The 19737-nt window shown below is 70.4% G+C and carries 18 protein-coding genes and 1 pseudogene; 10 read left to right on the top strand and 9 right to left on the bottom strand.

What is annotated here, in order from left to right; all coding sequences use genetic code 11:
• Positions 1–217: 217 nt before the first annotated feature.
• From ABT078_RS15135 to ABT078_RS15115, 5 genes and pseudogenes are all read left to right on the top strand, one after another.
• Entirely contained in the window at positions 218–433 is a 216-nt protein-coding gene (locus tag ABT078_RS15135; protein WP_351227659.1) for a DUF397 domain-containing protein, read from the top strand.
• Between the two features lie 10 nt (positions 434–443).
• On the top strand, positions 444–854 hold the full coding sequence (locus ABT078_RS15130) for a PPOX class F420-dependent oxidoreductase (RefSeq protein WP_351227657.1): 411 nt from the start codon (positions 444–446) through the stop codon (positions 852–854).
• A 63-nt stretch (positions 855–917) separates the two neighbouring features.
• Positions 918–1223 (top strand): annotated as a pseudogene (locus ABT078_RS15125) (LysR family transcriptional regulator); the annotation flags it as partial.
• Positions 1224–1401: 178 nt separating this feature from the next.
• Positions 1402–2289, top strand: coding sequence for an SAM-dependent methyltransferase (locus ABT078_RS15120; protein ID WP_351227655.1), 888 nt, complete (start codon positions 1402–1404; stop codon positions 2287–2289).
• 2 nt (positions 2290–2291) lie between these two features.
• Positions 2292–3392: a terpene synthase family protein gene (locus ABT078_RS15115; protein ID WP_351227653.1), complete on the top strand. Its 1101-nt coding sequence runs from the start codon at positions 2292–2294 to the stop codon at positions 3390–3392.
• A gap of 72 nt (positions 3393–3464) precedes the next feature.
• Here ABT078_RS15115 and ABT078_RS15110 read toward each other — a convergent pair whose 3' ends face one another.
• The 6 genes from ABT078_RS15110 to pepN form a co-directional block, all read right to left on the bottom strand.
• Positions 3465–4874 carry a cytochrome P450 gene (locus ABT078_RS15110; RefSeq protein ID WP_351227651.1) on the bottom strand — a complete coding sequence of 470 codons (1410 nt, stop codon included), beginning with the start codon at positions 4872–4874 and terminating at the stop codon, positions 3465–3467.
• Complete coding sequence (locus ABT078_RS15105) at positions 4871–5491, bottom strand: GTP-binding protein (protein ID WP_351227649.1); 621 nt, start codon at positions 5489–5491, stop codon at positions 4871–4873. The genes ABT078_RS15110 and ABT078_RS15105 overlap by 4 nt, the downstream gene beginning before the upstream one ends.
• Positions 5472–5831 (bottom strand): DUF742 domain-containing protein, encoded by a 360-nt coding sequence (locus ABT078_RS15100; RefSeq protein WP_351227647.1) that lies wholly within the window; start codon positions 5829–5831, stop codon positions 5472–5474. Before ABT078_RS15100 ends, ABT078_RS15105 begins: the two co-directional genes overlap by 20 nt.
• Positions 5828–6214, bottom strand: coding sequence for a roadblock/LC7 domain-containing protein (locus ABT078_RS15095; RefSeq protein ID WP_502981222.1), 387 nt, complete (start codon positions 6212–6214; stop codon positions 5828–5830). The genes ABT078_RS15100 and ABT078_RS15095 overlap by 4 nt, the downstream gene beginning before the upstream one ends.
• A gap of 17 nt (positions 6215–6231) precedes the next feature.
• Entirely contained in the window at positions 6232–7740 is a 1509-nt protein-coding gene (locus ABT078_RS15090) for an ATP-binding protein (protein ID WP_351227716.1), read from the bottom strand.
• A gap of 178 nt (positions 7741–7918) precedes the next feature.
• Positions 7919–10486, bottom strand: coding sequence for an aminopeptidase N (gene pepN, locus ABT078_RS15085; RefSeq protein WP_351227643.1), 2568 nt, complete (start codon positions 10484–10486; stop codon positions 7919–7921).
• Between the two features lie 101 nt (positions 10487–10587).
• Here pepN and ABT078_RS15080 point away from each other — a divergent pair, with 101 nt between their 5' ends.
• The 3 genes from ABT078_RS15080 to ABT078_RS15070 all read left to right on the top strand — a co-directional run bounded on the left by ABT078_RS15080 (position 10588) and on the right by ABT078_RS15070 (position 12021).
• A complete protein-coding gene (locus ABT078_RS15080) occupies positions 10588–10818 on the top strand; it encodes a ribbon-helix-helix domain-containing protein (protein WP_351227641.1) in 231 nt (76 codons plus the stop codon).
• On the top strand, positions 10805–11152 hold the full coding sequence (locus ABT078_RS15075) for a type II toxin-antitoxin system PemK/MazF family toxin (protein WP_351227639.1): 348 nt from the start codon (positions 10805–10807) through the stop codon (positions 11150–11152). Before ABT078_RS15080 ends, ABT078_RS15075 begins: the two co-directional genes overlap by 14 nt.
• Positions 11153–11517: 365 nt before the next feature.
• On the top strand, positions 11518–12021 hold the full coding sequence (locus tag ABT078_RS15070; RefSeq protein WP_351227637.1) for a DUF1203 domain-containing protein: 504 nt from the start codon (positions 11518–11520) through the stop codon (positions 12019–12021).
• Here ABT078_RS15070 and ABT078_RS15065 read toward each other — a convergent pair.
• Both ABT078_RS15065 and ABT078_RS15060 read right to left on the bottom strand, forming a co-directional pair.
• Positions 12011–13039, bottom strand: a complete 1029-nt coding sequence (locus ABT078_RS15065) for an aspartate-semialdehyde dehydrogenase (RefSeq protein ID WP_351227635.1) — start codon at positions 13037–13039, stop codon at positions 12011–12013. The two genes, ABT078_RS15070 and ABT078_RS15065, sit on opposite strands and share 11 nt — an antisense overlap.
• 153 nt (positions 13040–13192) lie before the next feature.
• Positions 13193–16507, bottom strand: coding sequence for a S8 family serine peptidase (locus tag ABT078_RS15060; protein ID WP_351227633.1), 3315 nt, complete (start codon positions 16505–16507; stop codon positions 13193–13195).
• A 263-nt stretch (positions 16508–16770) separates the two neighbouring features.
• On the opposite strand from ABT078_RS15060, the gene ABT078_RS15055 reads away from it, so the two are divergent.
• Positions 16771–17256 (top strand): NUDIX hydrolase, encoded by a 486-nt coding sequence (locus tag ABT078_RS15055; protein WP_351227631.1) that lies wholly within the window; start codon positions 16771–16773, stop codon positions 17254–17256.
• Positions 17257–17355: 99 nt separating this feature from the next.
• A complete protein-coding gene (locus tag ABT078_RS15050; RefSeq protein ID WP_351227629.1) occupies positions 17356–18516 on the top strand; it encodes a serine hydrolase domain-containing protein in 1161 nt (386 codons plus the stop codon).
• Positions 18517–18544: 28 nt separating this feature from the next.
• Here ABT078_RS15050 and ABT078_RS15045 read toward each other — a convergent pair whose 3' ends face one another.
• Entirely contained in the window at positions 18545–19540 is a 996-nt protein-coding gene (locus tag ABT078_RS15045) for a hypothetical protein (protein WP_351227627.1), read from the bottom strand.
• Positions 19541–19737 lie beyond the last annotated feature (197 nt).

Genomic DNA, 19737 nt, shown 5'->3' with positions numbered 1-19737 from the left:
CGTGACCCATGACCTCGCCGGGCCTGGCGGTGCGGGTGTCGACGACGTACGTCCCTTTCGCCGGCCTCACCGGCCTCACCGGTCCCCGCCCCGAACGACCTCGGTCAGACGCCGGGCAGTCGCCACGCTGCACCTCCCGAGCGCGACGAGCGGCACGGCCGACGCCAACCGCGGCGTCAGTCGCCTTCCTCCAGCAGGCAACCGAGGAGTACCGGCAATGCGCATCATCGACGGACACGACCTGAGCAACGCTGCCTGGCGCAAGTCTAGTTACGGCAACGCCAACGGCGCCGAATGCCTGGAAGTCGCCCCCAACCTCCCCCACACCGTCCCTGTCCGCGACTCCAAGAACCCAGCCGGCCCCGTCCTCCTCTTCCCCGCCCCCGCCTGGGCCGCCTTCATCGCACACCTGCACCGCCACGAGGCGGCATAGGCTCCGCCGCATGCCGATACCACTGAGCGCGTCCGTGCAGAAGCTCCTCGACACCTCCGTGCCCGCCGTGCTCGCCACCGTCAATCCGGACGGCAGCCCGCAGACTTCGGTGGTCTGGGTGGGCCGCGACGGTGACGTCCTGCTGATCTCCTCGCAGGCCGGCCGCCGGAAGGAGCGGAACGTCATCCGCGAGCCGAGGGTCAGTGTGACCCTGTACGACCCGGCCGACCCGCTCCGGTACGTCGAGATACGCGGCCGGGCCGCCGTCACGGAGGACATCGGTCGCGAGTTGGCGTGCGCGCTGGCGGAGCAGTACGAGGGGCCGGGCGCGGGTGCCGAGTATCTGGAGCTGCCGCCGGACGTGGTCCGCGTGGTCATCCGGATCACACCGGAGCGGGTGCTGGGGACCGCCGCGACGTGAGCGGCGCGGCCCGCACACGAGGCGCGCAGCCCGGGCCGTACGACGGCTGAGCAGCTTGTCCGCATGGCCGAGTGGGACGAGTGGGACGTCAAGAAGCTGCAGATCCTACGGACGCTGCGGGACCGCGGCACCGTGACCGCGACCGCCGAGGCGCTCCTCATGACGCCCTCGGCGGTGTCGCAGCAGCTGACGAATCTCGCCAGGCGGCTCGGCGTCCGGCTGCTGGAGGCACACGGGCGGCGGGTGCGGCTGACGGACGCGGCGCACCTCGTGCTGCGGCACGCCGAGGCGGTGTTCGCCGAGCTGGAGCGGGCCGACGCGGAGCTCGCCGGGTATCTGCGGGGCGAGGCGGGCTCGCCGCGAGGGGCGCCGTCCGGACGCGGCTGGATGCGGCGGTCATCGAGCGCCGGGCGGCTGAACAGCGCTTAACATACAAGAAATTGACGGGGCAACGAATACTGGCGCGGGATGACTGGGGCGATCATTTTCGGGCAGAGTTGATCCGCGGTCACCCCCCCCCGCACCAGGACGCAGACTGGAGAGCACGATGAAGAACGGCCTCGTCACGTTCGACGACACACAGGTGCCGTTGTACTACACCCGGAAGACTGCCGACATCCTGTACAAGTACGGCCCCGGACCGCGCGTCCACTTCCACATGGGGCTCTTCGCCCCCGGCGCCCTCAACACCACCGTGTCCCAGCGTGTCCTGAAACGACGCATCGTCGCATCGCAGGAAGCCATCGTCGAGCATGCCGCACGTACGTGGGGGGCGTACGCCACCCCGCCCGCCGACGTCCTCGACATCGGCTGCGGGGTGGGCGGTGGCTCGCTCTACTGGGCGCAGGAGCACGGCTCCAGAGTCACCGGCCTCACCGTGGCGGCCGATCACATACCTGTCATCCAGGACTTCGCCCTCCAGGCCGGTGTCGGCGACCGGGTCACACCCCTTCTCGCCGACGTCCACGACTACGCCGCCGAGCGCGCGTACGACGCGGCATACGCCAACGAGAGCTCCGGCTACATGGACCGCGAGCGGCTCTTCCAGGTCGTCGCGAAAGCACTGCGGCCCGGTGGCTGGTTCGGCATCCAGGAGCACTTCATCTGCCGCCCGGAATGGACCGAGTTCATCGACGGGTACTACAAGACCCGGCTCGGCACCCTCACCGAGTACATATCCGCGGCCGAGGCGGCCGGTTTCGAGCTGGAGCAGGACGAGGACGTCACCGACCGCGTCGCCGAGTTCTGGGTGCAGTCCATGGCCTGGAACACCGCGGAGCTGGAGCGTGCCGAGCGTGGCGGGGAGCCTTGGGGCAGCGCATGGTCGCGCGACCGGCTCACCGAGTCGGCCCTCACCCATGGCAAGCTCTTCCGGATCTGGCGCGACCATGCCATGGAGACCCGGCTGCTGCTCTTCCGGCTGGGAGGGCGCTGACCGTGATCGCCGAGCATGGCCACACCTCTCGGATAGGCTGGCAACTCCCGCCGTTCTACTGCCCGTTCAACGAGGGACTCGTCCACCCCAAGGTTGCGGAACTGGAGCAGCGGGCCGTCGAGTGGACCGACACGTTCGGGATCTATCCCGACGCCGTCGAGCGGGCCTGGGGGCTGGCCACCCACAGTGCCGACTTCTCCTGCCGCATCATCCCGTACGGAGACGTTGAGCCGCTGCTGCTGTTCATACAGTGGAACTACTGGGCCAACGCCGTCGACGACTGGCAGGACTCCGGATCCTCCACGATCAGTACGGCCGACATCACCGACCACAGTGTCCGGCTGGCGAGGGCCATCGAGGCGCCCGGCTCCGCCATGCTCCCGCCGGGTCCGCTGACCGCCGCGCTGGACGATCTGGTGACCCGTACGCGGGCCATGCTCACCCCCTTCCAGCTCCGCAGATTCACCGAGGGTGCCCGGGACTGGCTCTTCGGCGCCGGCTGGCAGGCCGCCAACGCCGAGCGCGGTGTCATGCCCAGCCTGAACGACTTCGTCGCGGTGGGAGCGTTGGCGAACGGAACCCGGTTCTCGCTCACCTGGTCCGACGTGGCGAACGGCATCGGACTTCCGCCGGACGTGCTGTACTCGCCGCCGGTACAGGCCGTCACCGATGCCGCGGGCTTCATCGTCAGCGCGGACAACGACCTGTTCTCGTACAACAAGGACGACGACCAGGAGCCCTGGGAACAGAATTTGATCAATGTCCTCGCCCACCACCACAGCTGTTCGCCGCGGGAGGCGCTGCCCGCGGCCGTGGCCCTGCGGGACCGGGTGATGACGCTGTTCATCCGGCTGCGCACCCAGCTCGCCCGGGACGCGGACGAGCAGCTCGGTCGCTACCTCGACGCCCTGGGCCACTACGTCGCCGGCAGTGTCGAGTGGCAGAACCTGGCGCCGCGCTATGCCAGTCCGCGCAACCGCAATGAGCTCCCCGTCGAGGGAGCCTCCTTCGGCATCACCTACCGCGACACGCCCAGCGACCCGAGTACCGAGCCGCTGCCGCTGCCCGCACTCGCCTGGTGGTGGCGGCAGCTGGAGGAGTGAGCGCAGGAGCGCGAACACGGCGAGGGCCCGCGCCTGAGCGCGGGCCCTCGCCCGGTCACCTCGGCCGTCGGCTCACCGGCGGCTGAACCAGCGGGCCCACCAGGGCCGTCGGCGCTGTTGGCCCGGGATCCCGGCCGACGGAGCGGTCACGGCCGGCGCGGGCGCCGGGGGCACGGCCTCCGGCAGTGGCGCCGACGCGGACGGCGCCGGCTCGGCCGGGGCGTCCCCGGCCGCCACCGGACGGGGCGTGAACTTCACCGGAAGGGCCACCAGGTGCTGGAACATGAGTGAGCCGCGTCGCTGCAGCTCGTGGTCGGGGACGGCCATTTCCAGATCGGGCAGCCGCGCCAGCAGAACCTCGATACCGGTGTCCGCGATGGCCCGGCCGATGTCTTGGCCAGGGCACTCGTGCGGACCGCCGCTGAACGCCAGGTGCGAGCGGTTCCCGTGCACCGGCACCGACAGGTCGGGACGGATCTCCGGATCGACGTTTCCGGCGGCCAGACCCAGCAGCAGCATGTCGCCGCTCTTGATCTGCTGCCCGCCCAGCACCGTGTCGCCGGTCGCCCAGCGGCCCAGCACGGTGTTGATCGGCGGCTGGTCCCACAGCACCTGCTCCAGTGCGTCGGGAAGGGTCATGTGTCCGCCGGACAGGCTGGCCCGGAACCGGCGGTCGGTGAGCACCATCCGCACGGTGTTCGCGATCAGGTTGGCGGTGGTCTCGAAGGCCGCGATCAGGACGACCCGGACGTGCGCGAGGACCTCCATGTCCGTCAGATCCGAGGGGTGCTCCAGCAGCCAGGAGGTGAGATCCCGGCCAGGGGTGGCCTTCTTGGTCTCCAGGAGCTGCTGCAGGGTGGTGGTGACGTACTGGTCGCTCTCCAGGGCCGTCTCGGTGCCACGCAGCATGTCCCGGGCCGCGCGGACCAGCCGAGGCCCGTGCTCCTCGGGCGCGCCGATGAGCTGGGTCATCACCAGCATCGGCAGCTGGGCGGAGAAGTCCTCGACCAGATCGGCGTGACCGTCCGCCACGAAGGCGTCGACCAGTTGGTTGGCGAACCGGGTCACATAGCGGCGGATGCCTCGCCGGTCGAATCGCTCCAGCGATTCCATGACCGCGTCGCGCAGCCGCTCGTGCACCGGACCGTCGGTGAAGTTGCACACCGGCCCCCACGTGACCATGGGCCCCAGCGGATGGTCGGGGGCGACCCGCCCCTCGCGCATGTCGCGCCAGGTGCGAGGGTCACGGGCGAAACGGGACGGCGTGCGCGCCACGTCCAGGTTCTCGCGGTGTCCGAGGACCAGCCAGGCCGGGAGGTCGCCGTGCACCAGGACCGGGGCGACCGCGCCGTGCTCGGCACGCAGCTTCTCGTACAGGGCCATCGGGTCGGCCTCGGCCTCGGGGCCGTACAGGCGGTGCAGCCCGTCGGGTCCGAGGCCGTGCGCCGGGCAGCCCGGCGGCGGGGTGGGGGGAGTGGTCACGATGCCTCCGGAGTTACGGCTAGGGAGTGCAGATAGCGCATCAGCGCCATCAGGACGTCTCTGCTGGAGTCGCGCCGCCGTGCGTCGCAGACGAGTATCGGTACGGACACGGGCAGATCGAGGGCTCCGCGAAGCTCCTCGAGGGAGTGCTCGGGCGCGCCGGGGAACGAGTTGATGGCCACCACGAAGGGAACGCCGCGTTCCTCCAGCCGGCCGATCACGTCGAAGCTGACCTCCAGACGGCGGGTGTCGACCAGCACGACCGCACCCAGCGCCCCTTCGAACAGTCCGCGCCACAGGAACCAGAATCGTTCCTGCCCCGGTGTGCCGAAGAGGTAGAGCACCAGTTCCTTGTTGATGCTGATCCGGCCGAAGTCCATCGCCACGGTGGTCGCGGTCTTGCGCTCCACGCCCACCGTGTCGTCGACGCCGACCCCGGCCTGGGTCATCGTCTCCTCGGTGGTCAGCGGCCGGATCTCGCTCACCGAGCCGACGAGGGTCGTCTTTCCGACTCCGAACCCGCCCACGATCACCACTTTGACGGCGGCGACGGCGGTGTCCGGCAGTATGTCCTCGCGCCGGGGCCCCGCGGGCTGCTCAGAGCTTCTGAAGTCCATCGATCACTGCCTCAATCAAAGCGCGGTCGGGGAGTTGGGAGGGCGCAACGGGCGCACGTGCCAGCACCTGCTTCTCGGCCAGCAGGTCGCTGACCAGTACGGTGACGACGCTCACCGGGAGCCCGGAGTAGGCGGAGATCTCCGCCACCGAGAGCGGTGAGTGGCACATCCGTACGATCGCGGCCTGTTCCGGCTGCATGCCGGGCCTGGGCCCCGACCTGGCCACGATCAGCGTGACCAGGTCGAGAGGGGTGGGGGCGGAGGAACCACTGCGCCCGCCCGTGATGACGTAGAGGCGCTCGGGACTGGCATCCTCCCAGCCCCGGTCCTCGTTGCTCACCTGGTCTGTCCGTCATGACGCGGCGGACTGCTGAGGTGCGCTCCGATGCGGATGACCAGGTCCCGCATCCGCTGCCCCATCAGGCCGGCGTCCACTCCTTCGTCGGCGAGCACCGCGAGGAAGGCTCCGGCACCCGCCGCCATCAGATAGAAGAAGCCGCCGTCCATCTCGATGACGACGAGGCGCATCTTCCCTTCGCTGTGGGGAAGTTCGGCACCCACGGCGCCGGCGAGGCTCTGCAGTCCCGCGCAGGCCGCGGCCAGCCGGTCCGCGGTGTCGTTGTCCGAGCCGTACTGGGCCATGCGCAGCCCGTCCGACGACAGCACGACCACGTTACGCGTCTGCGGAACTCCCTCTGCGAGGTCCTTGAGCATCCAGTCCATGTTGGCCCGCTGCTGAATCACTGCTGGTTCCCCTTGTTTGCCGATGCCGAGGAGGCGTCGCCGTCGCCGTCCTGTGTGGTGTCACCGGACAGGCCGCTCTGGAAGGCGGTCAGCCAGATACCTGGCTGCACCTGTGGTGCCGCCTCCGGTTCGGGTGCGGTCGGGGCGGGGTTGGGCGGCGCAGTGACCCGGTGCTTGCGGCGTCGCTGCGGCAGGCCGTTCTCGGTGCGCTCGGTCACGAGAGGCAGCTCTTCCTCCCGCTCTTGCGCCGGCTGCGGTCCCGTGACCGGCCGGCTGGACTGCTGCTGCGGCAGTTGTGTGGCTGCCCTGGGCCCCGATGCGGTTCCGATGCCGTGCGCCAGGCCGGTCGCGGCCGATGCGCTCGTGATCAGCGCCTGTGGGACGACGAGCACGGCCCGGACTCCTCCGTACGCCGAGGAGCGCAGCGACACCTGGAAGTTGTACGCCTGTGCCAGCCGGCCGACCACGGCCAGGCCCAGTCGTGGGGTCTCGCCCAGGTCGTTCAGGTCGATGCCCTGCTGCGCCTGGCGGAGCATGCGCTCGGCCCGCTTGCGGGCCTCCTCGCTCATGTTGACGCCACCGTCCTCGATCTCGACGGCGATGCCCGACTGCACCTCGACCGCGGTCAGATGGACCCGCGTGTGCGGGGGCGAGTAGCGGGTGGCGTTGTCGAGCAGCTCGGCCAGCGCGTGGATGAGCGGTTCGACGGCCAGGCCGACGACGGCGACTTCGGAGACCGAGTGGAGTTCCACACGCTGGTAGTCGATGATCCGTGACATCGCGCCGCGCAGCACGCTGTACAGCGGCACGGCCCGGCTCCAGGTGCGGCCCGGCCGCGCCCCGCCGAGCACGGCGATGGAGTCGGCGAGCCGGCCGATCAGCGCGGTGCCGTGGTCGAGCCGCAGCAGATCACCGAAGACGTCCGGGGTCCGGCCGTGCCGATCCTCCATCTCCCGCAGTTCCTGCGCCTGTTGGTGGACGATCGCCTGCACGCGCCGGGCGATGTTCACGAAGGCGCGCTGCGCCGACTCGCGCAGGTCCTCCTCGGCGACGACCGCGTCGACGACCGACTTCAGCACCTCCCGGTGCGCCGCCCGGAACTCGGGGGTCAGCCCTTCCACGTGCGGGCCGGACTTGTCCGCCGAGTCGAGCCAGGCGAGGACGTCCTCGGGGAAGTCGCCCCGGCGCAGGCGCTCCATCATTTCCGGCAGGGCCTCGTGGGCCAGCCGTACGGTCTCGACCTCCTGGCGGACCAGCGCGTTCTGCTGCTCCGCGATCTTGTGGCGCAGCTCCGTGACGAGCCGGCCCCTGCGTGCGGCCTCACCGGAGGTCACGGCGACGGCGAGGACGGCTGCTCCGCCGATCCAGGCCGCCGGGACACGCACCGACGAGGAGACCAGAATCATGACCAGCACGGTGGCTGCCGCGGTCGCAACGGCAGGCAGCAGCCACATGTACGACGACATGGGCCGGGCCGTTCCGGGCGGCGAATCCTCTCGGATCATCAGCACCCTCAAACCATTGAAAGAAAGATCTTACGACAATGGCCGGGAGCATAACGGCTTGTGCCAGTGGGAGTTGACACGAGGGCATGTGATTCACCGATGCGAGCGACCCCAAAGCGCCTTCGCCCGCCCAATGCGGGGCATTGGGCGGGCGAAGGGTTCGGGTCGGGCCGGGAGATCAGGCTGCGGCCGCGTCCGCCGCCTGAGCCTTCAGGGCACGCTCGATGCCCGCACGCGACTCCGAGATCAGCCGGCGCAGCGCCGCGTTCGGAGCGGCGGATTCCAGCCATGCGTCCGTCGCGTCCAGTGTCTCCTGCGACACCTGGAGCGAGGGGTAGAGGCCGATCGCGATCTGCTGGGCGATCTCGTGGGAGCGGGACTCCCACACGCCCTTGACCGCCGCGAAGAACTTCTCCGTGTACGCGGCGAGCAGCTCGCGCTGGTCGGTCTGGACGAAGCCGGCGATGACCGCTTCCTGCACGGCGTTCGGCAGCTTGTCGGACTCGACGACCGACGCCCACGCCTCGGCCTTGGCATCGGCGGTCGGTCGGGCGGCCCGGGCGGTCGCCGCGTGGCGCTCACCGGCTGCCGTCTTGTCGCGCTCCAGCTCGGCGGCGATCTCCTCCTCGTCGAAGTCGCCGGTCGCCGCCAGGCGCTCCACGAACGCCCAGCGCAGCTCGGTGTCCACGACCAGGCCCTCGATCGTCTCCCGGCCCTCCAGCAGCGCCGCCAGCAGCTCCAGCTGCTGCGGGGTGCGCGCGGTCGCCGCGAACGCCCGCGCCCACGCCAGCTGGTGGTCGCTGCCGGGCTCCGCCGCGCGCAGGTGCGCCAGCGTCGCCTCCGTCCACCGGGTCAGGCCCGCCTCGCGCCACTCCGGCGCCGCGTACAGGTCGATCGCCAGCTTCACCTGCCGATGCAGCGACTGGACGACGCCGATGTCCGACTCCTTCCCGATGCCCGACAGCACCAGCGACAGATAGTCGCGGGTCGCCAGCTCGCCGTCGCGCGTCATGTCCCAGGCCGACGCCCAGCACAGCGCGCGCGGCAGCGACTCGGTGAAGTCGCCCAGGTGCTCGGTGACCGTCCTCAGCGACTCGTCGTCGAGACGCACCTTCGCGTAGGACAGGTCGTCGTCGTTGAGCAGGGCCACCGCCGGGCGCTGCTTGCCCACCAGCTCCGGGACGGCGGTGAGCCCACCGTCGATGTCCAGCTCCACCCGCTCGGTCCGTACGAGCGCGCCGTCGCGCAGGTCGTAGAAGCCGATCGCGATCCGGTGCGGTCGCAGCAGCGGCTCGCCCTTCGCGCCCGCGGGCAGCGCGGGGGCCTCCTGCTTGACCGCGAAGGAGGTGATCACGCCGGACGCGTCGGTGTCGATCACCGGGCGCAGGATGTTGATACCGGCGGTTTCCAGCCAGGCCTTCGACCAGGTCTTCAGATCGCGGCCGCTGGTCTCCTCCAGCGCGCCGAGCAGATCCGTCAGCCGCGTGTTCCCGAACGCGTGCCGCTTGAAGTACGCCTGCACGCCCCGGAAGAACTCGTCCATGCCGACATATGCGACGAGCTGCTTCAGCACCGACGCGCCCTTGGCGTACGTGATGCCGTCGAAGTTCACGAGAACGTCGTCGAGATCGCGGATCTCGGCCGTGATCGGGTGCGTGGACGGCAGCTGGTCCTGGCGGTACGCCCAGGTCTTCTCCGAGTTCGCGAACGTCGTCCACGCGTTCGGCCACCGGGTGCCCGGCGCGTACGCCTGGCAGGCGACCGAGGTGTACGTGGCGAACGACTCGTTCAGCCACAGGTCGTTCCACCACTCCATGGTGACCAGGTCGCCGAACCACATGTGCGCCAGCTCGTGCAGGATGGTCTCGGCCCGCCGCTCGTAGGCCGCGTCGGTCACCTTCGAGCGGAAGACGTACTGGTCGCGGATCGTCACCGCGCCCGCGTTCTCCATGGCGCCCGCGTTGAACTCCGGCACGAAGAGCTGGTCGTACTTCGCAAAGGGGTACGCGTAGTCGAACTTCTCCTGGAACCAGTCGAAGCCCTGCCGGGTGACCTCGAAGATCGCGTCCGCGTCGAGGTACTCGGCGAGTGACGGACGGCAGTAGATGCCGAGCGGGACGCTCCGCCCGTCCTTCTCGTACGAGCTGTGCACGGAGTGGTAAGGACCGACGATCAGCGCCGTGATGTACGTGGAGATCCGCGGTGTCGGCTCGAAGGCCCAGACGTTGTCCTTGGGCTCCGGGGTCGGCGAGTTGGAGATCACGGTCCAGCCCTCGGGCGCCCTGACCGTGAACTGGAAGGTGGCCTTCAGATCGGGCTGCTCGAAGGAGGCGAACACCCGGCGGGCGTCCGGCACCTCGAACTGGGTGTAGAGATAGGCCTGCTGGTCGACGGGGTCGACGAACCGGTGCAGACCCTCACCGGTGTTCGTGTACGAACAGTCCGCGACGACCTTCAGCTCGTTCGGCCCCGCGTGCAGATGGTGCAGCGCGATCCGCGAGTCCCTGAAGATCGCGGCGACGTCGAGCGACTTCCCGTTCAGGACGACCTCGTGCACGGCGGGGGCGACCAGGTCGATGAAGGTCTCGGCGCCGTGCTCGGCGGAGTCGAAGCGCACAGTGGTCACGGACCGGTAGGTGCCGCCCTCCTGCGCCCCGGTGAGATCGAGGTCGATCTCGTACGAGTCAACGGTGAGCAGGCGCGCCCGCGCTTGCGCCTCTTCACGGGTCAGGTTTGTGCCAGGCACCCGGTCATCTCCTCGGTATGTGACGTTTCCGGTCATCCTTCCACGTGGCCGGTCCGGCAGTGCGGTGGCATCAGGGTGCGCACCTGGGTAGCATCGATGGTATGAAGATTAGTGTGAGCCTTCCGCAGGAGGATGTCGCCTTCGTCGACGAATACGCGATGAGAACCGAGGCCGAGTCCCGGTCTGCCGTGATACACGCCGCGATCGAGCTACTGCGCGCCGCGCAACTGGAGGCGGAGTACACGGAGGCCTTCGAGGAGTGGGACGCGAGCGAGGACGCTGCTCTGTGGAACCGGACGAGCGCGGACGGGATCACCGATGAGACGGGGTGACATCTACCTCGTCGATCTGGAACCGGCGCGCGGGAGCGAGGCCAACAAGGTCAGGCCGGCCGTGATCGTGTCGAACGACGGCGCCAATCAGTCGGTCGAGCGGAACGGCAGAGGGGTGGTCACTGTGGCTCCACTGACGTCGAACACGTCCCGCGTCCTCACCTTCCAGGTCCTTCTTCGCGCTGACGAAAGCCGTCTGCCCAAGGACTCCAAAGTCCAGTGCGAGCAAGTGCGGGCCGTTGCCGCGGATCGCATCCTGCAGAGGGTCGGCTCGGTGCCGCGACAGCGCATGGCCGAGATCGACGTGGCGCTCCGGCGCCACCTCGCTCTCTGACGCCCGCCGGGCCCGTCGCCCGGCCCCGGCCCTCCGCGTGGAACTTCGGGGCCTCCGCATCCGGCGGAACTCCCCGAAGGCGAAGGCCGTCTCGCTCGTCGCGTCCAGGAGGGGCGCGGCACATCGATGTCCGCGAGGCCGCCGTCAGCCGTTGGTGCACGCGCTGCCCACGGCCGGGTTCAGCAGTCCGCAGACCGGCGCCCGCATGCCGGCTGACGGCGACATGGGACGGTTCCCGCGGCACTGGCGGGTCGGCGCCCTCGCGATCCGGGTCCTGGCGCGATCTTGTCGCTCCTGGCCTCGGAACCGAACGCATTGACCGATTTCCGCCAGCGCGGCTGCGCGCCCGTGCGGAGCCTGGACCCATGACGACCGCCACGAAGTACCAGGCCCGCCCCATCGCCCCCGCCGGCCTCGAGGAACTGCGCGCCACCGACGACGCGGGACGGCCGTGCGTCCCGTACACCGCCACCGATGGCGGCGCCCCGCTGCGGTGCTGTCTGCGCGCGAGCCGGGCGGGGGAGCGGATCGCGCTCGTCTCGTACGCGCCGCTGCGACGGTGGGCGGCGCGGAACGGGGCCGAGCCAGGGGCGTACGACGAGCAGGGGCCGGTCTTCATCCACGCCGGCGACTGCGGCGGGCCGGGGCCCTCGGAGGCATACCCCTTCGCGCGCCCGGGCGCCCTGCGCACCCTGCGGCGCTACGACGCGGAGGGCCGGATCGTCGGTGGCCGGCTCCTGGAGATCCCGGAGGCGGCCACCGAGGGGTTCGATCAGGCCTTCGCGGAGGCCTTCGCCGACCCGGCGGTCGCCCTGGTGCACGTCAGGGCCGTCGAGTACGGCTGCTTCCACTTCGAGGTCAGGCGCTGAGCTCCTCCGCGACCAGCTCCGCGATCTGCACCGCGTTCAGCGCGGCGCCCTTGCGGAGGTTGTCGCTGGAGAGGAAGAGGGCGAGGCCGTTGTCGACGGTCTCGTCCACCCGGATGCGGCCCACGTACGAGGCGTCCTTGCCGGCGGCCTGCAGCGGGGTCGGGATCTCGGAGAGCTCGACGCCCTCCGCGTCCTTCAGCAGCTCGTAGGCGCGCTCCACGTCGATCGGGCGCTCGAAGCGGGCGTTGACCTGGAGCGAGTGCCCGGAGAAGACCGGGACGCGCACGCACGTGCCGGAGACCTTGAGCTCCGGGATCTCCAGGATCTTGCGCGACTCGTTGCGGAGCTTCTGCTCCTCGTCGGTCTCGAAGGAGCCGTCGTCGACGATCGATCCGGCGAGCGGGAGCACATTGAAGGCGATGGGGCGCTTGTAGACGCCGGGCTCGGGGTACTCCACGGCCTCGCCGTCGTGGGTCAGCTCGGTCGCGCGGTCCGCGACCTGCCTGATCTGGCCGTCGAGCTCGGCGACACCGGCCAGGCCCGACCCGGACACGGCCTGGTACGTGGTGGCGACCAGCGCGACGAGGCCGGCCTCCTGATGCAGCGGCTTCAGCACGGGCATGGCGGCCATCGTCGTGCAGTTCGGGTTGGCGATGATCCCCTTGGGGCGGTCCTTGACCGCGTGGGGGTTGACCTCGGAGACGACGAGCGGGACTTCGGGGTCGCGGCGCCAGGCGGAGGAGTTGTCGATCACGACGGCGCCCTGGGAGGCGACCTTCTCGGCGAGCGCCCTGGAGGTGGCGCCACCGGCCGAGAAGAGCACGATGTCCAGGCCGGAGTAGTCGGCGGTGGCGGCGTCCTCGACGGTGATCTCCTGGCCCTGCCAGTCGATCGTGGAGCCCGCGGACCTGGCCGACGCGAACAGCCGGAGCTGGTCGACCGGGAACTTCCGCTCGGCGAGGATCTTGCGCATGACCGTGCCGACCTGCCCGGTGGCTCCGACGATTCCGACCTTCACGGGGACTCCTCCGTACGTTGCTGCCAGCTGGGTGGCCTGGATGGCTCTCCATGATGCGTGTGTCCCCGGCCGCCTTGTCCAATCCATTGTCCGGGGTATGAGAAGGGCGGGCGCCCTGTCGGACGCCCGCCCTCACATTCCGTACCGGTACGGCTACGGAATGACCTTCTCGATCACGACACTGCCGGTGCCCGCGGCCGTGCCGCGCGCGTTCAGCAGCTGTACCTCGCCGAAGAACTGCCGGCCCTCGGGGGCGGCGCTGCCCACCACGACCTCGGCGGCGACCTGCGCCGACGCGCCGTTGGCGAGAGTCACCGACTGGGTCTCGTCGACCTTGACGGTGCCGAGCGAGGACGCGAAGAACACGTCCCGGTAGTTGTACTCGGTGGTGCCGGCCGGGACCGCGAAGCCGACGATCTTGATCGTGTACGTGCCGGCGGCGGGCTTGACGAGGCTGACCGCCTCCTCCGAGTCGCCGTCCGCGGACTGGCCGACCTGCTCGTCGCCCAGCCAGACCTCCAGGTCGAGGTCGGCCGCGGTGTCCGAGACGCCGCCGATGGCGACGTCGAGACGCTCGACGCCCTCACCGATGGTGACGCTGGTCTCCTGCGTCTCGTGGTTGGCGATCGTCGGACGGGTCACCTTCGCCGAGCCGAGCGAGCCGCCCTTCAGCTTGCCGTCGAGGGCGGCGAAGCCGTTGGTGACCTTCCAGTCGACCGCGGTCGGGGTGCCGACCTTGGCCTCGGGGAGGGTCTTCACAGCCGGGTCGAACGCGGCACCGAGCACCGAGACGTCCAGCTTGTACGGGTTGTTCAGCAGCGGCGACGTACGGCGGGACTCGACCTCGATCTCCCAGACACCCGGCTGCGGGTCGGCGTACGACCGCAGGTCGGGGCGGCAGGTGTTGGCCGGGCTCACGTAGTTGGGGTAGCAGAAGATCGACGAGCTGTCCTCGACGGCCACACCGTACGGGTGGATCGAGATGAAGCGCGTCTGGCTCTTGCCGGCCAGACCGCCGAGCGCGACCTCGAGGGTCTTGGCGCCCTCGGGAACCGTCACGAAGTACGACTTGTGGCTGTTGCGCTGCACCGAACCGGACGCCGAGAAGGAGTACGACGGCTTGGCCAGCTCCTGCGAGGCGACCACGGTGGCGAGGATCTGCTTGTCCACGCCCTCGCTGCGGACGTCGTCCACCTCGAGGATCGCGCTGTGGACACCAGCGGTGACGGCCCCCGCGTCGACCTTGACGGTGACCGGCTTGTTCAGCGGCAGCATGACGGAGCCGGAGCCCGGCAGGTCGAAGGTGCCGTCGTTGTACTTCCAGTCCAGCTCGTGCCGGATCGGCCAGGACGGTCCCGTCTTCCGGGTGATGGTGACCTCGTACGACTTCTTCTTGCCGGTCTTGAGACCGCCCTCGCGGTCGTAGAGGCCGGTGCCGAAGCCCGGGGTCTTGAGGAACTGGTCGATCGCGGTGTCGACCGGGGCCTTCACCGCGTACTCGTGGGCGGTGGCGCCGTCCTTGATGGCCTTCCACGCGTCCACGATGTCGATCAGACCGGAGCCCTGCTCGTGCGCCGCCACCCCGCTGATCCGGTTCGCGGTGCTGGTCAGCGCGGTGCGCAGCGTCGCCGGGGTGAGGTCGATCCTCCGCTGCTTGGCGGCGGAGATCAGCAGCGCGCTCGCGCCGGCGGCCTGCGGCGAGGACATCGAGGTGCCCTGGAGCATGCCGTAACCGGCAGGCAGCGCGTAGCCGGCATCCGCCACCGGCGAGCCGGGCACCCAGGTCTGGATGGTGTTGATGGCCGCGCCGGGGGCGGTGATGGTCGGGGCGAAGCCGCCGTCCTCACGCGGGCCGCGCGAGGAGAAGGGGAACATGGCGTACTTCTTCTCCACGGCCGAGCCGTAGTTGGCGGCCCACGTCTCCTTGGAGATCGCCGCGCCGACGGAGAGCACCTTGTCGGCCAGACCGGGGTCGCCGATGGTGTTGATGCCGGGGCCCTCGTTGCCGGCCGAGATGACCAGCTGGACGCCGTACTCGTCGATGAGACGCGTGTAGAGCTCGGCGCGGGCGTTGTTGCCGTCGTTCAGCGCCGGCAGACCGCCGATGGACATGTTGACGATGTCCACACCGCGGTTGATGACCAGGTCGGCCATGCCCTCGGTGAGCGCCACGTTGGTGCAGCCGCCGCTCCAGGAGCAGGCGCGCGAGGAGACCAGCTTCGCGCCGGGGGCCGCGCCGTTCATCCGGCCGCCGAACAGGCCGTTGGCGGCGGTGATACCGGCCACGTGGGTGCCGTGCGAGCCCTCGATGATGCCGACGTTGACGAAGTCGGCCTTCCGGCCGACCCAGTCGCCGCCCAGCGGGTCCATCGGGACGTCCTTGCGGATCTCGATCACGAAGGGGATCCGCTCGACGACCTCGGTCGCCGGGTTGTCCGTGCCGAAGTACCCGATCTGGTGGCCGTCCTTGTACGGCTTCATCGGGGCGTTGTCCGTGAAGTCGAAGTCCTGGTCGGTGTCGACGCGGACGGTGCCGGTGGCCGGGTCGTAGAGCAGGCCGAACTCGTCGGTGGTGTCGCCGTCGCGGTTGACGTCGCCCTGCATGTCACCGTTGGCGGTGATCGACTCGCGGAACCGGCTCCACTGGAAGCTGCCCTCAGGGGCCTTCCAGGTGCTGCCCACGGCCGTGAACACCGGGCCGTCGACGGGCGTGATCTGGGCGCGCCAGGTGCCGTCGCCGTCGGTGATCGGGTCGGTCGCGGTCACCCAGTCGGCGATCTTGCGCTCGCCGGTCGTGGTCTTCTGGAGCGCCGGGTGACCGAGGTCGACACCGGAGTCCATGATGCCGATGGTCACGCCACGGCCGTCGTACTTCGGGTTGTCCTGGACGAAGTCCACCGCGCCCGTCTCGAACGACGGGTTGTACGGGTTCTTCGCGGGGGTGTTCCTGCCCGGCGCCGGGTAGAGGCCCGCGGTCGGAGCGGTGGCCGCGTCCTTGCTGCGGTCGGCTGCCGGGGTGGGGTCGTCCAGCTCGATCTCGTGCTTGAGGTCGATGCCGTGAACGGTGGGCAGCTTGGTGGCCGCCTTGATGGCGGCCTCGGCCCTGGCCGTCGGCAGTGTGGCGCGTACGTAGCCGAGCTTGTCGTACGTCCTGCCGACCGAGCCGCCCTGGACGGCGTCCAGCTGAGCGGCGACCTGCTCGGTCTGGCCGGGCGCGGTGGCGACCATCAGCGTGACGGACTTGTCGCCCTTGGTCTCGGCCTCGGCGAGCAGTTCGGCGTCGGCGGCGCCGAGCTTGTCGGCAGGCGCGGTCTTGACCGGTGCGGAGCCGGCCGGATCGTCGGCGGAGGCTGCCGAGAACGCGGGCGTGGCGCCGGTGGCGACCAGTGCGGCCACCAAGGAGGCGGCCGCCGCCACTCGGGCCACGCGTCTCGGCCCGGATATGGAGCTCTGGGACTCGGAGGTCATCAGCATCCCTGTGAGGTGAATTCGGGTCCGGATTTCGGTGCCGGATGACCGCTCACCCTGTCGTAAGAGACAGGGGTTTGTGGAGAGTTGCCGGGGGCGGGATGTGGTCATGGCGCACATCCGCCACTGGCGGAGAGCGCCCTACGAGGACAGAGAGCTCGATAACCGGCATTCCGGCGGCGAGGATCGTTTAGCGTCTGACGATTTGAGCTGTGGACGATTTCGGTCGTCGTCGAGCCTCGCCGGGCCCTTAACCTCGCCGCATGAGCCAGGAGTTGAGGGTGGCGGCCTACGCCGTGTGCGTACGGGACGGACAGATCCTGCTCGCCCGCTGGGTGGCGCGCGACGGCGCGAAGCGATGGACCCTGCCCGGCGGCGGGATGGACCACGGGGAGGACCCGCTCGACACGGTCGTCCGTGAAGTCGCCGAGGAGACCGGGTACGAGGCCGAGGTCACCGCGCTCCTCGGGCTCGACTCGATGCGGGTCCGCCGCCCGCGCAGAGGCAGGGTCGGCGCGGGCTCGGACTTCCACAGTCTGCGCATCGTCTACGAGGGCCGGATCACCGGCGGCGAGCTGCGCCCCGAGGCGGACGGCTCCACCGACCTCGCCGCCTGGCACCCACTGGACGCCGTCCCCGGCCTCGAACGGGTCGGGCTCGTCGACATCGGCCTGGGCCTCTGGCGCGACCGGCCCGCGGTGGGCCGGGTGGACGGACACCATCCGAAGCACCCATCGGTGAACGGCTGAAACACGCCCAACTGCCGACAGGGCGGGCAACGCGCGCCGTCCCGGCGGAGTCCTGCCGGTCGAACCCACTCACAGTCGCTCGCAGACAGGAGAGTTCGTATGACAGTGCGTACCGTCCGGACGGCCCTGACCGGAGCGGTGGTGGCGGCAGCGGTCGCCGCCACCACCGCCTTCGTCGCTCCCGCGGCGAACGCCGCATGGCCGGGAACCGGCGGCGGCCACGACGGCACCCGCGCCGCGGTCGAGGCGGCCGTGCGCGCCGGAGTACCCGGTGTCGTGGCCCGCGCCCAGGAACCGGGCGGCGCCTGGGACGGCACCACCGGCCTCGGGAACACCGCCACCGGCCGCGAGCGGCTCCCGCAGGACCGCTTCCGCGTCGGCTCCATCACCAAGACGTTCGTCGCCACCGTCCTGCTGCAACTGGAGGCAGAGGGCAGGCTGAGCCTCGACGACCGCGTCGAGAAGTGGCTGCCCGGCGTCGTCCGCGGCAACGGCCACGACGGACGGAGGATCACCGTGCGGCAGCTCCTCAACCACACCAGCGGCGTCCACAACTACACCGCCGACCCCGACTTCGGGGCGAAGGTCTTCGGTCCCGGTTTCTTCGAGCACCGCTACGACACCTGGAAGGACCGTGAACTCGTCGCCGTCGCCATGGCGCACAAGCCGGAGTTCGCGCCCGGCACCGGCTGGAGCTACTCGAACACCAACTACGTCCTCGCCGGAATGGTGATCGAGGAGGTGACGGGCCGGCCGTACGGGAAGGAGGTCGAGCGCCGCATCCTGCGCCCGCTCCGGCTGCACGCGACCAGCGTGCCCGGCACCGCTGCCGGGATGCCCCGGCCCAGCGGCCGTGCGTACTCGAAGCTGTCCGACGACCCCGCAGCGGACAAGGTCCACGACGTCACGGAACTGAATCCGTCGGCCGCCGGCGCCGCCGGCGAGATGATCTCCAACACCTCGGACCTCCAGCGCTTCTACCGTGCGCTGCTGGGCGGAAAGCTCCTGCCCGCGGAGCAGTTGAAGGAGATGACGGACACGGTGCCGCTGTCGCCGGAGAGTCCCCGGTACGGCTACGGGCTCGGCCTGATGCGCACCGAGCTGTCCTGCGGAAAGGAGGTCTGGGGCCATGGCGGCGGCATCCACGGCTCCCTCTCCGAGGCGGTCGCCACCCGGGACGCCCGCCACTCCCTCGCGCTGAATCTGAACGCCGACTGGACGGGGGACACGGCGGCGATCGTCGAGGCCGAGTTCTGCTGACGCCCGGCCGCCCGGCCTGTCTGCCCCGCTAACGGGGCAGCACGACCACGTAGGCGGCGGGATCCCGTTCCGGCGCTGCCATCAGGGCCGTACGGAGCACCGTCGCCTGCTGGTCGTGGGTCTCCCGCAGCTTCTTCGGAGTGATGCGGACGACGGTGATGCCGAGCCGCTCCAGGTGCTCGCGCTTGCGGGTGTACTCGTCCCACTCCGGGTCGGCGGCGGCGCCGTGGCGCGGGGCGCGGGTGTCGAGCTCCACGGCGACGGCCTGCTCGGGCCAGTAGGCGTCGACGCCGCCGAGGTGGGGGCCGCCGGGCAGACGCAGATCCACGTTCCACACCGGCTCGGGGAGGTCGTACGCCCGTACGAGCCGGTACAGCCGGCCCTCGGCCCGGGCCCGGCCCTCGGCGAGCAGCGAGTCCACGGCGCCCACGACGTGGGGCCGCGACAGCAGCCGGGCACGGGTCAACTCCCGTACCACCGCGGAAGGTTCGCAGTGACCGTTGCGGACGGCCTCCGTGAGCAGCCGGCGCACGGACACGGCGTCGGAGAGCCGTGCGACGGAGTCCGCGAGCGCGCGGGCCACCGGGGCGACGGGCAGCCCCGTCACTTCCTCCGGTCTCGGCGGTGTGAGCGTCCGGATGAGCCGGGCGCAGCCCGCCGACCGGAGCCTGCGGGTCCGCGGCACCAGCACGTCGATCCGGTCGAGCGACGGCAGCGGCGGCGCCGAGGCGAACCCGTGCAGCGCGAGGGCGGCGAGCCCGGTGATCATGGCCTCTCGCGGTACACCGGGCCGGTCGGCGTACAGCAGCACGGCGTGCAGCCGCTCCTCGCTGGTCGGCGGCCCGGGGTGCAGCACGTACACGCCCGGCAGCACCTGCTGCCAGGGGCCGCCCGGCCTGCACTGTTCGGCGGCCTTGGCCGCCGGCACACCGTGCTCGCGCAGCTGCGCGGTGGTCAGGACGCGGCTGCGGGCGTCGGACAGGTGGCTCAAGGGGCGGGGGGAGAGCGGGGTGTTGTGGTTCATGACCCGCCAATTCCCGCGCTCCCGGCGGCTCCTAACCGCTGTTACAGAGCCGTCGACAATTCTGGACAACACCGTCCTAAAGTACGGACGTTCGACTGCCGATCAGCCCCCCGGCTCCCGGTGCCGCTGCGTGGGCCTTTCCCCACCCCGGCCCCCTTCCCGGCTGTGCCGATGTGCGGCTCGGCGCGCGGAGGACT

The organism is Streptomyces sp. NPDC002133 (assembly GCF_040296405.1).
GTDB lineage: Bacteria > Actinomycetota > Actinomycetes > Streptomycetales > Streptomycetaceae > Streptomyces.
The sequence above is the reverse complement of the archived record's forward strand: the minus strand, read 5'-3'. Positions and strand labels throughout refer to the sequence as shown.

Coding starts and splice junctions, on each gene's coding strand:
- ABT078_RS15135 (WP_351227659.1), top strand. CDS start 218: ATGCGCATCATCGACGGACACGACCTGAGCAACGCTGCCTGGCGCAAG.
- ABT078_RS15130 (WP_351227657.1), top strand. CDS start 444: ATGCCGATACCACTGAGCGCGTCCGTGCAGAAGCTCCTCGACACCTCC.
- ABT078_RS15120 (WP_351227655.1), top strand. CDS start 1,402: ATGAAGAACGGCCTCGTCACGTTCGACGACACACAGGTGCCGTTGTAC.
- ABT078_RS15105 (WP_351227649.1), bottom strand. CDS start 5,491: ATGGACTTCAGAAGCTCTGAGCAGCCCGCGGGGCCCCGGCGCGAGGAC.
- ABT078_RS15095 (WP_502981222.1), bottom strand. CDS start 6,214: ATGGACTGGATGCTCAAGGACCTCGCAGAGGGAGTTCCGCAGACGCGT.
- ABT078_RS15090 (WP_351227716.1), bottom strand. CDS start 7,740: ATGATCCGAGAGGATTCGCCGCCCGGAACGGCCCGGCCCATGTCGTCG.
- ABT078_RS15080 (WP_351227641.1), top strand. CDS start 10,588: ATGAAGATTAGTGTGAGCCTTCCGCAGGAGGATGTCGCCTTCGTCGAC.
- ABT078_RS15075 (WP_351227639.1), top strand. CDS start 10,805: ATGAGACGGGGTGACATCTACCTCGTCGATCTGGAACCGGCGCGCGGG.
- ABT078_RS15070 (WP_351227637.1), top strand. CDS start 11,518: ATGACGACCGCCACGAAGTACCAGGCCCGCCCCATCGCCCCCGCCGGC.
- ABT078_RS15060 (WP_351227633.1), bottom strand. CDS start 16,507: ATGACCTCCGAGTCCCAGAGCTCCATATCCGGGCCGAGACGCGTGGCC.
- ABT078_RS15055 (WP_351227631.1), top strand. CDS start 16,771: ATGAGCCAGGAGTTGAGGGTGGCGGCCTACGCCGTGTGCGTACGGGAC.
- ABT078_RS15050 (WP_351227629.1), top strand. CDS start 17,356: ATGACAGTGCGTACCGTCCGGACGGCCCTGACCGGAGCGGTGGTGGCG.
- ABT078_RS15045 (WP_351227627.1), bottom strand. CDS start 19,540: ATGAACCACAACACCCCGCTCTCCCCCCGCCCCTTGAGCCACCTGTCC.